This is a genomic window from Klebsiella sp. CB_Kp196 (assembly GCF_040061575.1).
In the GTDB taxonomy this organism is placed as follows: Bacteria; Pseudomonadota; Gammaproteobacteria; order Enterobacterales; family Enterobacteriaceae; genus Klebsiella; species Klebsiella michiganensis.
Window position 1 is genome coordinate 90506 of record NZ_JBEAFH010000034.1, and the last position, 16849, is coordinate 107354.

At 55.7% G+C, this 16849-nt stretch carries 10 protein-coding genes; 8 read left to right on the plus strand and 2 right to left on the minus strand.

The features are described from left to right. Positions 1 to 94 precede the first annotated feature (94 nt). Together rcsD and rcsB are read left to right on the plus strand one after the other, a co-directional pair. The gene (gene rcsD, locus ABLU87_RS08380; protein ID WP_064391605.1) at positions 95 to 2755 is read left to right on the plus strand and encodes a phosphotransferase RcsD; all 2661 of its coding nucleotides are present in this window, start codon (positions 95 to 97) and stop codon (positions 2753 to 2755) included. A gap of 16 nt (positions 2756 to 2771) precedes the next feature. After that, positions 2772 to 3422 carry a response regulator transcription factor RcsB gene (rcsB, locus tag ABLU87_RS08385; RefSeq protein ID WP_004103995.1) on the plus strand — a complete coding sequence of 217 codons (651 nt, stop codon included), beginning with the start codon at positions 2772 to 2774 and terminating at the stop codon, positions 3420 to 3422. Between the two features lie 44 nt (positions 3423 to 3466). Here the strand turns inward: rcsB and rcsC are convergent, their stop codons facing one another. Next, positions 3467 to 6313: a two-component system sensor histidine kinase RcsC gene (gene rcsC, locus ABLU87_RS08390; RefSeq protein ID WP_128334781.1), complete on the minus strand. Its 2847-nt coding sequence runs from the start codon at positions 6311 to 6313 to the stop codon at positions 3467 to 3469. Positions 6314 to 6443: 130 nt separating this feature from the next. Then, positions 6444 to 9077 carry a DNA topoisomerase (ATP-hydrolyzing) subunit A gene (gyrA, locus tag ABLU87_RS08395; protein ID WP_014839094.1) on the minus strand — a complete coding sequence of 878 codons (2634 nt, stop codon included), beginning with the start codon at positions 9075 to 9077 and terminating at the stop codon, positions 6444 to 6446. Positions 9078 to 9262: 185 nt separating this feature from the next. Between gyrA and ubiG the strand changes: the two genes are divergently transcribed. The 6 genes from ubiG to ABLU87_RS08425 all read left to right on the plus strand — a co-directional run bounded on the left by ubiG (position 9263) and on the right by ABLU87_RS08425 (position 16847). Next, positions 9263 to 9991: a bifunctional 2-polyprenyl-6-hydroxyphenol methylase/3-demethylubiquinol 3-O-methyltransferase UbiG gene (gene ubiG / locus ABLU87_RS08400; RefSeq protein WP_014230217.1), complete on the plus strand. Its 729-nt coding sequence runs from the start codon at positions 9263 to 9265 to the stop codon at positions 9989 to 9991. A gap of 344 nt (positions 9992 to 10335) precedes the next feature. Continuing rightward, entirely contained in the window at positions 10336 to 12621 is a 2286-nt protein-coding gene (gene nrdA, locus ABLU87_RS08405) for a class 1a ribonucleoside-diphosphate reductase subunit alpha (RefSeq protein WP_004852755.1), read from the plus strand. A 103-nt stretch (positions 12622 to 12724) separates the two neighbouring features. Beyond that, entirely contained in the window at positions 12725 to 13855 is a 1131-nt protein-coding gene (gene nrdB / locus ABLU87_RS08410) for a class Ia ribonucleoside-diphosphate reductase subunit beta (RefSeq protein WP_004852757.1), read from the plus strand. Beyond that, positions 13855 to 14109: a class I ribonucleotide reductase maintenance protein YfaE gene (gene yfaE, locus ABLU87_RS08415; protein WP_004104002.1), complete on the plus strand. Its 255-nt coding sequence runs from the start codon at positions 13855 to 13857 to the stop codon at positions 14107 to 14109. The genes nrdB and yfaE overlap by 1 nt, the downstream gene beginning before the upstream one ends. Before the next feature lie 192 nt (positions 14110 to 14301). Next, complete coding sequence (locus ABLU87_RS08420; protein WP_128334782.1) at positions 14302 to 15846, plus strand: GMC family oxidoreductase N-terminal domain-containing protein; 1545 nt, start codon at positions 14302 to 14304, stop codon at positions 15844 to 15846. Positions 15847 to 15890: 44 nt separating this feature from the next. Continuing rightward, positions 15891 to 16847: a LysR family transcriptional regulator gene (locus ABLU87_RS08425; RefSeq protein ID WP_025106703.1), complete on the plus strand. Its 957-nt coding sequence runs from the start codon at positions 15891 to 15893 to the stop codon at positions 16845 to 16847. The last annotated feature ends 2 nt before the right edge of the window (positions 16848 to 16849 follow it).

Sequence of the window (16849 nt, forward strand, 5' to 3'; positions counted from 1 at the left end):
TTAACCTTTATACTGTTCATAGCATCTGCGCTGCCCCCGGTTAACTTGGTGCAACAGTCCGTTTACACATACTGATGAGTCGTACTCTCACACGATGACCCCGAAAAAATTTTCCCTGATACCCGGCAACATTACCCGCTTCTTTATTCTCATGGTCATCGTCCTGCTGGCGACGATGGGGGTCATGATCCAAAGCGCCGTTAACACCTGGCTAAAAGATAAAAGCTATCAGGTTGTCGATGTCAGCTACGACTTACATAAACGCATTGATACCTGGCGCTACGCCACCTGGCAAATTTATGACAATATTGCCGCGACCTCGTCCAGTTCAGCCGCAGAAACAGGGTTACAAGAGACGCGTTTAAAGCAGGACGTTTACTACCTTGAGAAACCCCGGCGCAAAACTGAAGCGCTGATTTTTGGCTCTCATGACAGCTCAACGCTGGAAATGACGCAAAAAATCTCCAACTATCTCGATATCCTGTGGGGCGCCGAAACCATTCCCTGGTCGATGTATTACCTTAACGGCCTGGATAACAGCCTGATTCTGGTTTCAACGCTGCCGTTAAAAGATCTCTCCTCCAGCTTCAAAGAGTCGACCATCAGCAGCGTCGTTGAATCACGACGGGCAGAAATGCTGCTGCAGGCCAACACGTTAGATGAACGCGAGACGTTTTCGTCGCTGCGCCACCTCGCCTGGCAAAACGGCTACTACTTCACCTTACGCACCACCTTTAACCAGCCCGGCCACCTGGCGACCGTTGTGGCCTTCGATCTGCCCATTAACGATCTCATCCCTCCCAGTATGTCGCTGGAGAGTTTCCGCCTGGAGCCCGATCCGTCGCAGAACGTCAGCGCCAATCCGGATAAAGAAACCGCCGACATCGTCAGCATTAACTTTAACGGCCCGCAGATTGAAATTATCACCACAATTAATACCACCGGTATGCGCCTGGTCTGGATGGTGCCCTTTAGCGAGCTGATTCTGGAGTCCTTGCAGAGTATTTTACTGCCGCTGCTGCTGAACATTGGCCTGCTGGCGCTGGCGCTGTTCGGATTTACCACCTTCCGTCACTACAGCGGCCGCAAAAGCATCGTAGGGACGGCCGTTTCCTCGGCCGCCAATAGTGAATTACGCGCCCAGCGCGCCATTCATGAAGAGATTGTTTCTCTGCTGCCGCTGGGGCTGCTGGTGCACGATCAGGAAGCTAACCGGACGGTGATCAGCAATCCGATTGCCGATCATCTGCTGCCGCATCTGAATCTGCAAAACATCATCAACATGGCCGATCAGCACCAGGGCGTGATTCAGGCGACGGTGAACAATGAACTGTATGAAATCCGTCAGTTCCGCAGCCAGGTGTCGCCGCGCACGCAAATCTTTATTATTCGCGATCAGGACCGCGAGGTGCTGGTGAATAAGAAACTCAAGCAGGCCCAGCGCCTGTATGAGAAAAACCAGCAGGGCCGTACGGCGTTTATGCAGCATATCGGCGCGGCGCTGAAACAGCCGGCGCAAACGCTGGCGGAAGAAGCTGCGGCGCTCGGCATGGCCGAAAGCCGCAGGCTGGCCCAGCATGCCGATGAACTGGTACAGCTGGTTGATGAAATAGAGCTGGCAAATCTGCTGGAGAGCGATAGCTGGAAGAGCGTTCAGGACCTGTTCTCAATTCAGGAATTGATCGATGAAGTGGTACCTGAAGTCCTGCCCATCATCAAACGCAAAGGTCTGCAGCTGCTGATTAACAACTCGCTACCGGCCAATGAGCAGCGCTACGGCGATCGCGACGCCCTGCGCCGCACCCTTTTACTGCTGATTCAGTACTCGGTGACCACCACGTCTATTGGCAAAATAACCCTGGAAGTCAGTAAAGATGAATCCGCGGACGATCGTCTGACCTTCCGTATTCTGGATACCGGCAACGGCGTTTCGGCGAACGAAATCGACAATATGCACTTCCCGTTCCTCAACGATACGCAGGCAGACCTTTACGGCAAAGCCAACGCCCTCACCTTCTGGCTCTGCGATCGCCTGACGCGCAAGCTCGGCGGACAGCTCAATATCAAAGCGCGCGAATCGCTGGGTACCCGCTACTCCCTGCATCTAAAAATGGCCGCCAGCGCGGAGGAGAGTGATTCGGGTGAACATCTGCTGGATGAAGTGGTGATTATGCTTGATGTGACCGCCAATGAAGTCCGCCGTATCGTGACCCGTCAGCTGGAGAGCTGGGGAGCAACCTGCATCACCCCCGATGACAGAATCACAAGTCAACAATATGATCTCTTTTTAACGGATAATCCGTCTAATCTTACTGCTTCGGGCTTGCTTTTAAGCGATGATGAAGCCCGGGTTCATAAGATTGGTCCTGGTCAGCTCCGCGTAAACTTTAATATCAGCGCTGCGCTGCAGGAAGCTATCCTGCAATTGATTGAGCAGCAGCTTGCTGAGGAAGAGGAGCAGCCATCCTCTCCCGGGAACGAAAGTAACGCCGAACTGCATGCCAGCGGCTATTACACGCTGTTTGCTGACACGGTACCAGATGATGTTAAGAGGCTGTATAATGAACTGGCGACGGGCGATTTCGCCGCGCTGGCGCAAACCGCCCACCGCCTCAAAGGGGCATTTGCTATGCTAAATCTGGTACCCGGCAAGCAGTTATGTGAAACGCTTGAGCATCTGATTCGTGAAAAAGATGCGCAAGGCATAGAAAAATATATCAGCGACATTGACGTTTACGTCAAGAGCTTGCTGTAGCAAGGTAGCCTAATACATGAACAATATGAACGTAATTATTGCCGATGACCATCCGATCGTACTGTTCGGTATTCGTAAGTCACTTGAACAAATTGAGTGGGTGAACGTTGTTGGCGAGTTTGAAGACTCCACCGCATTAATCAACAATCTGCCTAAACTGGACGCACACGTCCTGATTACCGATTTATCGATGCCCGGTGATAAATACGGCGATGGCATTACGCTTATTAAATACATCAAGCGTCATTTCCCGGACCTGTCAATCATTGTACTGACAATGAACAACAACCCGGCGATCCTGAGCGCGGTTCTGGATCTGGACATCGAAGGGATCGTCCTGAAACAGGGTGCGCCGACCGATCTGCCTAAGGCGCTCGCCGCGCTGCAAAAAGGCAAAAAATTCACCCCGGAAAGCGTTTCGCGCCTGCTGGAAAAAATCAGCGCCGGCGGTTACGGTGACAAACGTTTGTCGCCCAAAGAGAGTGAAGTGCTGCGTCTGTTCGCCGAAGGCTTCCTGGTCACCGAGATAGCCAAAAAGCTCAACCGCAGTATCAAAACCATCAGTAGCCAGAAAAAATCGGCGATGATGAAGCTCGGCGTGGAAAACGATATCGCCCTGCTCAACTACCTCTCTTCCGTTTCCCTGAGCTCAACGGACAAAGACTAACGTCTCTCTTCCCGGATAGCGCGGCGCTATCCGGGAAACGTCTTTTATTCCCTGCCCTTACGTACCCGCGCGGCGTAGACCGTCAGAGTCTGCTTGATAATATCCAGAGTGACCGGTTTTGAAAGGCAGCTGTCCATACCGGACTCCAGGCAGCGCTGCTTCTCCTCCGCCAGCGCGTTGGCGGTCACCCCAATAACCGGCAGCGTAAGCCCTAGCTGGCGAATGCGCAGGGTCAGGCGATAACCATCCATATTCGGCATGTTGACGTCGCTGAGCACGATATCAATATGCTGCTTGCTCAGGACATTCAGCGCATCGACCCCGTCATTTGCCGTCACGCACTGATAGCCCAGCGATCCCAGCTGATCGGCCAGCAGACGTCGGTTAATCGGATGATCGTCCACCACCAGAATCATCATGTCATCATTGCTGGCGGTTTGCGCATCCGCCGCGGATAGCGCAGGGCCGTTTTCCGTACTGGCCATGGCAATATGGAAGATGCGGGCCAGCAGCGGCAGCAGCTCGTGCGGCGTGGCCACGCTATGCAGCCACTCGCCGGGCGCCCGCTCCTGTGGAATACCGATATGCCGACGAGAGAAGATCACCATCGCGCCGCCGTCCCAGGCGTCATGCGTCTCGCTATCGGTCAACAGAATATCCTCCGCGCCCGGCGCTTGCCCGTCAAAATGACGGACCGGAATACCGTGATATTTCAGCAACTGCTCGACGAACAGCGCCAGCGAGCTGTTATCAATCGCCAGCCAGCAGCATTTTTCCGCCAGGCCATCAATATTCGGCGACGGCGTATTTTGTACGCCATAAAGCGGGATACGAATAGTGAAGCGGCTGCCCATACCTGGCTCGGTTTCAACGGCAATATCGCCATCCATCATGCTGATAAGCTTTTCACAAATCGCCAGACCGAGTCCGGTCCCCTGGAAATTGCGCTGCACGCCGGTCCCCACCTGGAAGAACGGGTCAAACAGGCGTACGACCTCTTTCGCCGGGATCCCTTCCCCGGTATCGCGCACGCTGATGCGCAGATAATCCTCCGCCCGCTCTACGTGCAGGATAATGCAGCCGGTATCGGTAAACTTAATCGCGTTACTCAGCAGGTTTGAAATAACCTGCTGCAGGCGCATCGGATCGCCGGACATCAGCTGCGGTACGTCAGGTTCAATAAAGCAGTACAGCCCGAGATGTTTCCGCACCACCAGCGGCAGATAGTTGGCGGAAATATGGTTCATGACCTCGCGCGGCGAAAACTCCCGCGGCTCAATTTTGAGCTGTTCGGACTCAATTTTCGAGAAATCGAGGATATCGCTAATAATTTTCAGCAGCAGGCTGGAAGAGTTGTTCATCGCCGTCACCAGACGATCGACGCCCTTCGGTAGCTCTTTGGTCTGCAATAAATCGAGGTTACCGATAATCCCGTACAGCGGCGTTCGCAGTTCGTGGCTGACGGTGGCAAGGAACATCGATTTCGACTGGCTGGCCTGCTCGGCGGCCTGGGCCATCTCCTGCAGCGACTCCTCCATTTTGACGCGCGCCGAGACATCCACCAGCACGCAAATCGCCACGTTCTCGTTACGGTAGCGCGAGTGGACAAAGCTGATTTGCAAATTGGTATTGTTGCTGGTCAGCACATCGACAAAGTTCACCTGCTGGCCGCAGATAATTTGCGTCAGCCGCTGCCGATCCTCATGGGTTAGCATATTGAGATAGTTATGCGCCAGCTCGTTACTCAGGATATTGGTGCCGTCGATCGTACGTAAAATACAGATCCCCACCGGCGCGGAGGCAACGATTTTTCGGTTGAACTGCTCGTGCTCTTCGAGGCGCTGGGCGTCGTTTTCAGCCGGAATAAAAATCCGCCGTTCATACATGCGGGCAAGCGCAAAAAGGAGCCCGCCGGTAAGCAGATTGAGCACCACGGCGTTCAGTATCAGCATCCGGATGCGTTCCAGTACCTGATCCACCGGCACCGAATAGACAATGCTTAACGATGACGGCGGCAGGCTTTTTTTCATCGCCAGCTCGCGAAAACCGGCGGTATAGCCGAACCACAGACGCTCCTGCATCCACTTCGCATCCGGTTTAATATTGCTGTCCGACCCGGCAAGCGAGATCAGCGTCTGTCCGTTATCGTCGAGAATCGTCACGTTCATCGGCAGACTGCCTGGGGTAAAGAAGCTTTCCATGCGGATGGTTTGCTCTACGCCGAGCATGGCCTGCAGGCGGTTCGCCACATAGATTGGGGTCAGCGCATAGAAATAGCCAACGCCCGGACGCACGCCCTGGCTTATCCAGAACAGATTGTTACCGCGCTCGTTTTGCGGCGCGTCGCGATACTGCTCAATGCGCTGATGCAGCACTTTTAACGCCTGGTCCCGCTCCAGCGGAATATCGCGCAGGCCGAAGTTGGCCATACACAGATTGTCGCTGCCAATCATAAAAATACGATTGAGGTCGTAGGCCGTTGAGAAATTGTCGCGCCAGTAGCGCATAAACCACGCCAGTGACTGCAGCGAGTTACGCCAGGTCGTACTCATCAGCGCGCAGTCGGAATCCGGGTAGAGCGGTTCAAAATTAGGGATCGTAATATCGCCGCGCTGCACCGGCGTATCGCCGCCTTCGCTGCCGTCCATCGGCCGGTTGCCGGCAACGTATTTCAGCTCTTTGATCACATCGGCCGTACGCTGTATGTAGCGCTGCGCCTGATCGGCATTGAGGTTAAATTCCTGGCGAATTTCCGATTCGCGATCGTGCAACGCATTGACGATGTAAAACACCGAAACAAAAGCGACCAGCACCCACAGCAGTATCGCCAGCGCTCTGAACAGATAGCGTGAAACCTTTAACGTGTTATGGAAAGAAGCTAGATATTTCAATGTGGCGATGCTCGGCCGTCAGGGGCTCAACAGAATGGCGTTAAGGTAACGATAAAACAACGGTCCCGCAACGGGAAAACAAAAAGGGCCGGGGGAAGCCCCGACCCTTTCAGACAATTACCGCAGAGAATTACTCTTCGTCTTCGGCGATGTCATCGTCAGTATCCGCTTCCGGCGCGATATCTTCGTCGCCTTCCGCCGCGCTGCCGTCGATGGCATCCAGCTCTTCGTCATCAACCGGCTCAGCCACGCGCTGCAGGCCGACTACGTTTTCATCTTCCGCAGTACGAATCAGGATCACGCCCTGAGTGTTACGACCGACAATGCTCACTTCAGATACGCGGGTTCGTACCAGCGTGCCCGCGTCGGTGATCATCATAATCTGGTCGCAGTCATCAACCTGCACCGCGCCCACAACGGAACCGTTGCGTTCGGTCACTTTGATTGAGATAACGCCCTGGGTCGCACGCGACTTAGTGGGATACTCTTCAGCTGCGGTGCGTTTACCGTAGCCATTCTGCGTGACGGTCAGGATGGCACCTTCACCGCGCGGAACGATCAGAGAAACCACTTTGTCCTCGCCGGCCAGCTTGATGCCGCGCACGCCGGTGGCGGTACGGCCCATCGCGCGGACGGCGTCCTCTTTAAAGCGCACCACTTTACCGGCGGCGGAGAACAGCATGACTTCGTCCTGACCGGAGGTCAGATCGACGCCAATCAGCTCGTCGCCTTCGTTGAGGTTAACCGCGATAATACCGGCGGAACGCGGACGGCTGAATTCAGTCAGCGCCGTTTTCTTCACGGTACCGCTGGCGGTCGCCATAAAGACGTTCACGCCCTCTTCATATTCGCGGACCGGCAGGATCGCGGTAATACGCTCGTTGGCTTCCAGCGGCAGCAGGTTGACGATCGGACGGCCGCGCGCGCCGCGGCTCGCTTCCGGCAGCTGATAAACCTTCATCCAGTAGAGACGACCGCGGCTGGAGAAGCAGAGGATCGTATCGTGGGTGTTGGCCACCAGCAGGCGGTCGATAAAGTCTTCTTCTTTGATACGCGCCGCAGATTTACCTTTACCGCCACGACGCTGGGCTTCGTAGTCGGTCAGCGGCTGATACTTCACGTAGCCCTGATGCGAAAGGGTCACGACAACATCTTCCTGGTTGATCAGGTCTTCAATGTTGATATCCGCGCTGTTAGCGGTGATCTCGGTACGGCGCGCGTCGCCGAACTGTTCACGGACCAGCTCCAGCTCTTCGCGAATAACTTCCATCAGGCGATCGGCGCTGCCCAGAATGTGCAGCAGTTCCGCGATCTGTTCCAGCAGCTCTTTGTATTCATCGAGCAGTTTTTCATGCTCAAGGCCGGTCAGCTTCTGCAAACGCAGATCCAGAATCGCCTGCGCCTGCTGTTCGGTCAGGTAGTACTGGCCGTCGCGTACGCCGAACTCGGGCTCCAGCCATTCCGGACGGGCGGCGTCATCGCCTGCGCGTTCCAGCATCGCGGAAACGTTGCCCAGATCCCATGAACGGGCGATTAAGGCGGCCTTCGCTTCCGCCGGGGTCGGCGCGCGGCGAATCAGTTCGATAATCGGATCGATGTTGGCCAGGGCAATCGCCAGCGCTTCGAGGATGTGCGCGCGATCGCGGGCTTTACGCAGTTCAAAAATCGTACGACGGGTCACCACTTCGCGGCGATGGCGCACGAACGCGGCAATAATTTCTTTCAGGTTCATAATCTTCGGCTGACCATGGTGCAGGGCAACCATGTTGATACCGAAGGAGACCTGGAGCTGGGTCTGCGAATAGAGGTTGTTCAGCACCACCTCACCCACCGCATCGCGCTTCACTTCAATCACGATGCGCATACCGTCTTTATCGGACTCGTCGCGCAGCGCGCTGATGCCTTCGACGCGTTTGTCTTTGACCAGCTCGGCGATTTTCTCAATCAGGCGCGCTTTGTTCACCTGATACGGAATTTCATGCACGATGATGGTTTCGCGGCCGGTTTTCGCGTCAGCTTCCACTTCCGCGCGCGCGCGAATGTACACTTTACCGCGACCGGTACGATAGGCCTCTTCAATACCGCGGCGACCGTTGATGATCGCGGCGGTCGGGAAGTCCGGACCTGGGATGTGTTCCATCAGCCCTTCAATGCTGATGTCTTCATTTTCAACGTAGGCCAGACAGCCGTTGATCACTTCGGTGAGGTTGTGCGGCGGAATATTCGTCGCCATACCTACCGCGATACCTGACGAACCGTTGACTAACAGGTTCGGGATTTTAGTCGGCATAACGTCAGGGATCTTTTCCGTGCCGTCATAGTTATCGACGAAATCCACCGTCTCTTTTTCGAGGTCGGCCATCAGCTCATGGGCGATCTTCGACATACGGATTTCCGTATAACGCATCGCTGCGGCGGAGTCGCCGTCGACCGAACCAAAGTTACCCTGGCCATCTACCAGCATATAGCGCAGGGAGAATGGCTGCGCCATACGTACAATGGTGTCGTACACGGCAATATCACCATGAGGGTGGTATTTACCGATTACGTCACCAACGACACGGGCAGATTTTTTATAGGCTTTGTTCCAGTCATTGCCCAATACGTTCATGGCGTATAGTACGCGACGGTGTACCGGCTTCAGGCCATCTCGGACATCCGGCAGCGCACGGCCAACAATGACCGACATCGCATAATCCAGATAGGAGCTCTTCAGCTCTTCCTCAATGTTGACCGGTGTAATTTCTCTCGCAAGGTCGCTCATCTAACCGCTATCCCTCTACTGTATCCCGGATTCAAAGGTCGCAAATTATAACACAGCCGCGGTGATACGGGTAAACCTATACCCAATGATTTTCGCGCGGCGAAAGGCGACAGGGATAGACGGTTTATTCATCCCTGAGGCCTGATATACTCGCGGGTCTGAACTGAACAGGAGTAAAAGCGCCCATGAATGCCGAAAAACCGTCGGTGGCCCACAATGTTGATCATAATGAAATCGCTAAATTTGAAGCCGTCGCCTCGCGCTGGTGGGATTTAGAGGGCGAATTCAAGCCGTTACATCGCATCAATCCTCTACGCCTCGGCTATATCGCGGAGCGCTCCGGCGGCCTGTTTGGCAAAAAAGTACTTGATGTCGGCTGCGGCGGCGGCATCCTGGCGGAAAGCATGGCCCGGGAAGGCGCAGCGGTGACCGGTCTGGATATGGGCTTCGAACCGCTACAGGTGGCGAAACTGCACGCCCTGGAGAGCGGGATTCAGGTCGAATATGTCCAGGAAACCGTTGAAGAGCACGCGGCGAAGCATGCCGGAGAGTACGACGTCGTTACCTGCATGGAGATGCTGGAGCACGTCCCGGATCCGCAGTCGGTCGTCCACGCCTGCGCGCGGCTGGTCAAACCTGGCGGTCAGGTGTTCTTCTCAACCATTAACCGCAACGGTAAAGCGTGGCTGATGGCGGTCGTCGGCGCCGAATACATCATGAAAATGGTGCCGAAGGGAACCCACGACGTGAAGAAATTCATCAAGCCCGCGGAGCTGATCGGCTGGGTAGATGAGACAATTCTGAAAGAGCAGCATATTACCGGTCTTCATTACAATCCGTTGACCAATACCTTCAAGCTGGCGCCAGGGGTGGATGTTAACTATATGTTGCATACAACGGCGAAAAAAGCATAACGTCAGCTGTATTTCCTATGATGATTGCGCGGCATCAAGCCGCGTGATTTTTTCTTCCGATGAAGAAATCAGCACTCGATCAAATTTTCATTTTTTTTTCTGATTTATTGACATCTTCTCCAGGCCTTATGTGGCGTGGACTTGGCGATTATTACCCTTCCGCAACCTCAATTTAACGTCAAAATCAACTCTTGTACTCAAAAGAATCCTTACTAGAATACTCACCATATAGCGTTTCTTTTATCGACCACCCCCTACATATAGTATTTATCCACAGAGTTAGTCACAACGGCGTTCTGTGGATAAGTGGGGGATATTTTCTTTCACGGACAGGTATAATCCACATGAATCAGAGTCTGCTGGTGACAAAGCGTGACGGTAGCACCGAGCGCATCAATCTCGATAAAATCCACCGCGTGCTGGATTGGGCGGCAGAAGGGCTGAATAACGTATCCATCTCCCAGGTAGAACTGCGTTCCCACATTCAGTTCTATGACGGCATTAAAACCGCCGACATTCACGAAACCATTATCAAAGCCGCCGCGGACCTTATCTCCCGCGAGGCGCCGGATTACCAGTATCTCGCCGCCCGTCTGGCGATTTTCCACCTGCGTAAAAAAGCCTACGGCCAGTTTGAGCCGCCAGCGCTGTTCGACCACGTGTCGAAAATGGTGAAAAACGGCAAATACGATACTCATCTGCTGGAAGACTACACGGAAGAAGAGTTCAAGCAGATGGACTCGTTCATCGAGCACGATCGCGATATGACCTTCTCCTACGCTGCGGTTAAGCAGCTCGAAGGCAAATATCTGGTGCAGAACCGCGTCACCGGTGAGATCTATGAAAGCGCCCAGTTCCTGTACATTCTGGTTGCCGCCTGCCTGTTCTCCAACTACCCGCGCGAGACGCGTCTGGACTACATCAAGCGTTTCTATGACGCGGTGTCGACGTTCAAAATTTCGCTGCCGACGCCGATTATGTCCGGCGTGCGTACCCCGACCCGTCAGTTCAGCTCCTGCGTGCTGATCGAGTGCGGCGACAGCCTGGACTCTATTAACGCCACCTCCAGCGCCATTGTGAAATACGTCTCTCAGCGCGCCGGTATCGGCATCAACGCCGGCCGCATCCGCGCGCTGGGTAGCCCGATTCGCGGCGGTGAAGCTTTCCATACCGGCTGTATCCCGTTCTATAAGCACTTCCAGACGGCGGTGAAATCCTGCTCCCAGGGCGGCGTCCGCGGCGGTGCGGCGACCCTCTTCTACCCGATGTGGCATCTGGAAGTCGAAAGCCTGCTGGTGCTGAAAAACAACCGCGGTACCGACGCCAACCGCGTTCGTCACATGGACTACGGCGTACAGATCAACAAGCTGATGTACACCCGTCTGCTGAAAGGCGGCGATATCACCCTGTTCAGCCCGTCCGACGTCCCGGGCCTGTACGATGCGTTCTTCGCCGACCAGGACGAGTTTGAGCGCCTGTACACCCAATACGAGCAGGACGACAGCATCCGCAAGCAGCGCATTAAAGCGGTAGAACTGTTCTCGCTGATGATGCAGGAGCGCGCCTCCACCGGCCGTATCTACATCCAGAACGTGGACCACTGCAACACCCACAGCCCGTTTGACCCGGTTGTCGCGCCGGTGCGCCAGTCCAACCTGTGCCTGGAAATCGCCCTGCCGACCAAGCCGCTGGAAGATGTAAACGACGAAAACGGTGAAATTGCGCTGTGTACCCTGTCCGCTTTCAACCTCGGCGTTATCGATAGCCTTGATGAGCTGGAAGAGCTGGCGGTGCTGGCCGTTCGCGCGCTGGATGCCCTGCTGGATTACCAGGACTACCCGATCCCGGCGGCCAAACGCGGCGCGATGGGCCGTCGTACGCTGGGTATTGGGGTGATTAACTTTGCCTACTATCTGGCGAAGCACGGTAAACGCTACTCTGACGGCAGCGCTAACAACCTGACGCATAAAACGTTCGAAGCGATTCAGTACTACCTGCTGAAAGCCTCTAACGAGCTGGCTATCGAGCAAGGCGCGTGCCCGTGGTTTAACGAAACCACCTATGCGAAAGGCATTCTGCCGATCGATACCTACAAAAAAGACCTGGACGCTATCGTCAGCGAATCCCTGCATTACGACTGGGAGCAGCTTCGCGAGTCGATCAAAACGCACGGTCTGCGTAACTCCACGCTCTCCGCGCTGATGCCGTCCGAGACCTCTTCGCAGATCTCCAACGCCACCAACGGCATTGAGCCGCCGCGCGGTCACGTCAGCATCAAAGCGTCAAAAGACGGTATCCTGCGCCAGGTGGTGCCGGATTACGAAAAACTGCAGAACGGCTACGAGCTGCTGTGGGAAATGCCGAACAACGACGGTTACTTGCAGTTGGTCGGTATTATGCAGAAGTTTATCGACCAGTCGATTTCCGCTAACACCAACTACGATCCGACGCGCTTCCCGTCTGGCAAAGTGCCGATGCAGCAGCTGCTGAAAGACTTGCTCAATGCCTATAAGTTCGGCGTCAAAACGCTGTACTATCACAACACGCGCGATGGCGCGGAAGATGCCCAGGATGACCTGGCGCCGTCCATCCAGGACGACGGCTGCGAAAGCGGCGCATGTAAGATTTGATAATATTGCCCGGCGGCGCGTTGCCTGCCGGGCCTACGGTCTAATGTAGGTCGGGCTAGCGAAGCGCCGCCCGGCGTATAATTCCAGGACAGGATCCCCACTCATGGCATACACCACCTTTTCACAGACGAAAAATGACCAGCTCAAAGAGCCGATGTTCTTCGGTCAGCCGGTGAACGTCGCCCGCTACGATCAGCAAAAATATGACATCTTCGAAAAGCTGATTGAAAAACAGCTCTCCTTCTTCTGGCGTCCGGAAGAAGTTGACGTTTCCCGCGACCGTATCGACTATCAGGCGCTGCCGGAACACGAAAAACACATTTTTATCAGTAACCTGAAATATCAGACGCTGCTGGACTCCATCCAGGGCCGCAGCCCGAACGTCGCCCTGCTGCCGCTGATTTCAATTCCGGAGCTGGAAACCTGGGTGGAAACCTGGGCGTTCTCGGAGACCATACATTCGCGCTCCTACACCCATATCATCCGCAATATCGTTAACGATCCGGCGATGGTGTTTGACGATATCGTCACCAACGAGCAGATTCAGAAACGCGCGGAAGGCATTTCCAGCTATTACGATGAATTGATTGAGCTGACCAGCTACTGGCATCTGCTGGGCGAAGGCACCCACAGCGTGAACGGTAAAACCATTACCGTGAACCTGCGCGAGCTGAAAAAGAAACTCTACCTGTGCCTGATGAGCGTGAACGCGCTGGAAGCCATCCGTTTTTACGTCAGCTTCGCCTGCTCTTTCGCCTTTGCCGAGCGCAAGCTGATGGAAGGTAACGCCAAGATTATCCGTCTGATCGCTCGCGACGAAGCGCTGCACCTGACCGGCACTCAGCACATGCTGAACCTGCTGCGTTCCGGCGTCGACGATCCGGAGATGGCTTCAATCGCCGAAGAGTGCAAACAGGCGTGCTACGACCTGTTCGTGCAGGCGGCGCAGCAGGAAAAAGAGTGGGCGGATTATCTGTTCCGCGACGGTTCGATGATCGGCCTGAACAAAGATATTCTCTGCCAGTACGTTGAGTACATTACCAACATCCGCATGCAGGCGGTAGGTCTCGATCTGCCGTTCCAGACCCGCTCCAACCCGATCCCGTGGATCAACACCTGGCTGGTGTCCGATAACGTGCAGGTCGCGCCGCAGGAAGTGGAAGTCAGTTCTTACCTCGTCGGACAGATCGATTCCGAAGTCGACGCCGACGATCTGAGCAACTTCCAGCTCTGATGAAACGCATTTTTTTGAAGATTTCTGACACTCGCCTTGAGTGTCAGGATGAACATCCCTCCCTGCTGGCGGCTCTGGAATCGCACAATATCGACGTGGAGTATCAGTGCCGCGAAGGCTACTGCGGCTCCTGCCGTCTACGGCTGGTTTCGGGGCAGGTTGACTGGCTCACCGAACCGCTGGCGTTTGTCCAGCCGGGAGAGATTCTGCCCTGCTGCTGCCGGGCAAAAGGCGATATCGAAATTGAGATGTAAGCCAGTCTGAAACGCATTCCCATTCTTTACAGGGTTCGTTTTTTACGAACCCTGGGTTCGTCTTCCTTTCCCTGTTCACCTCCCCCCACTCCGCCTACTCTACCTGTATAAGCCACCGGATAAGGCCATCAGCAATGGTCGCAGCAACGCTGGCTGATGCTCTGCGTCACGACATTCATGAGGAGAGAAAAAATGGCTTCCGTCAAACAGGAAAACTGCGCCAACGGACTGAAAAAAGCATACGACGTCATCGTGGTCGGCGGGGGTTCTGCGGGTGCAGTACTCGCCGCACGTCTGAGCGAGAACCCCGATTGCCAGGTAGCGCTGCTGGAAGGCGGCCCCGTTTTTGCCCCTGATGCCTGGCCGGACGAGCTGGCGCAAAGCCACTCTGTTGGTGGCGGCGATTACGTCTGGGAGCGCGGGGTAGCAACGGGAACCGATCACACGGCCGGTCACCTGCGGGCAAAAGTACTTGGCGGCGGGTCAACGATCAATGCCGGCGCGTTTGTTCGCGCCCCCAAATCTGATTTTGACCGTTGGGTCAAGCGCGGCCTGAGCGACTGGTCGTTCGATAAGGTCTTACCCTGGTTCAAACGACTTGAAAACGCCGACTATGGCGACGATCGCTGGCATGGTCGCCACGGCCCGGTTCCGGTGCGGTTACCGGCGCTGGAAACGCTCAGCCCGGCGAGCCAGGCGTTTTATCATGCTTGCCGCGCTCACGGCTTCGCCGCCGTTGACGATATCAACGGCGCGCAGCAGCACGGCGTCGCGGTCTACCCGGTCAATGTTGTCAACGGCATCCGGCAAAATACCGCCATGGTCTACCTGACGGCAGACGTTCGCGCGCGCAAGAATCTGTCGATTGTCGGCATGACGGTCGTGGATAAAGCGTTGATTGAAGGTTCGCGCGTGAACGGCGTACAGCTGGCGGACGGAACACAGATCGCTACCGACAACGTATTCCTGTGCGCCGGCGCGGCCGGTACGCCAGCGATTCTGTTGCGCTCCGGCATTGGCCCTGCGGACGATTTACGCCATCTGGAGATCACGGTGAAACAGGATCTCCCCGTTGGGCGCAACTTGCAGGAACAACCCGTGAACGGGATCATGCTGGCAACGTCCGCTGAGCATGCCAGTTATCCCCCTATAGGCACAACGCTCTGGACGCAATCTTCGCTGGCGGCAGCCAACGAACTGGATCTCTATATCAGCAATAACCACTTCGTCGATCCTGAACTATTTCCATATGGTGCGGGTTTCCAGCTCTTTTTCACCGTGGCGCGCCCCTTTGCCCGCGGGCGTCTGACTTTGGCGAGCCGCAACCCGCTGCTCGGCCCCCGTATCGATCTCAATTTACTGGGCGACGAGCGCGACGTCACGCGAATGGTCGAAGCGGTGAAATTATCCCGGGCGCTGGTGCAGGAAGGTCCGCTACAGACGCTGGTGATTGGCGAAGTCCCGATGGTAAAAGGCGGTACACTGGCAGAAACTGACCAGCAGATAGCAGAAGAACAGCGTAAGACGGTGAAAAGTAACCTGCACCTCAGCGCGACCGCGCCGATGGGGAACGAAAGCGATCCCATCGCCGTCGTGGACGCCTGCGGGAAAGTTTTCGGTATTGCCGGGCTGTTTGTCGTCGATGCCTCGCTGTTCCCGGACGTTCCCTCTCAGGCGACCAATCCGGATGCGATCATGGCGGCAGAATATCTCGCCAGCCGTTTTTCTGGCGCATAGAACGAGGCATAGTCAACCGCAAGACCCGAAAAAGGAGCGCCTGTGTGAACAAGTTCGTGGAGATGAGCACGTTTGTTTCGGTTGTTGAGTCTCTGAGCTTTGTCGGCGCGGCGGCAAAATTGGGGACATCAAAATCGGTAGTCAGCCAGCGCGTCAAGATGCTGGAGAAACGGCTTGGCGCCAGCTTACTGGAGCGCGGGCCACGGCTTAGCCTCACGGAGGCGGGCCTGCTATTTTATCAGGAGTGCGTACGGCTGCTTGACGAAGTCACGCTGGCAGAAGAGGCGGTGGCCCCGTCACGCAGCGAGCTTCGGGGCGGGCTGCGGATTGCCACCTCGCATACGTTTATGACCACCCATCTATCGACAATTCTGGCCGGTTTTATCCGCGACCATCCGGGGTTGTCTCTCGATATCGCGACGGAGGACCGGCAGATCAATATGCACCAGCCCGACTTTGATATCGCCATCCGCCTCGGTCTCGTCCCGGACTCAACGCTCATCGCCCGAACGCTGGCGCGCAACCTGACCTGGCTCTGCGCCAGCCCGGACTATCTGTCGCAACGGGGCACGCCTTTGCATCCTGTTGAACTGGAGCAGCACGACGGGCTGCTATATACCCATCGCGCGCCGGGCGGCTGCTGGCAGTTGCTGCATAACGGGCAGCGTCAGACCTGGCGGGTCAAAAATCGTCTGCGTTCGGATAACGCCTTCAGCCTGCTGGAGGCCGCCAGAATGGGGCTTGGGATTGTGGTCATGCCGCTATTTTTAGGCGCTGAAGCGATAATGCGGGGAGAGCTAAAAATTGTTTTACCCGACTGGCAGCCGGAGGGTGGCAACATTGTGGCGCTGTATCGCCAGACGCGTCGCGCCTCGCCAGTGATTCAGGCGCTGGTCAACGAGGTTGCGGAAAAGCTGGGGCCAGAGCCAGAGTGGGAAAAACAGTTACGACTGGCCGGGCTGCTGCCCCTCTGGAACAGGGGCGCAAGCGCCCCTGATTAATG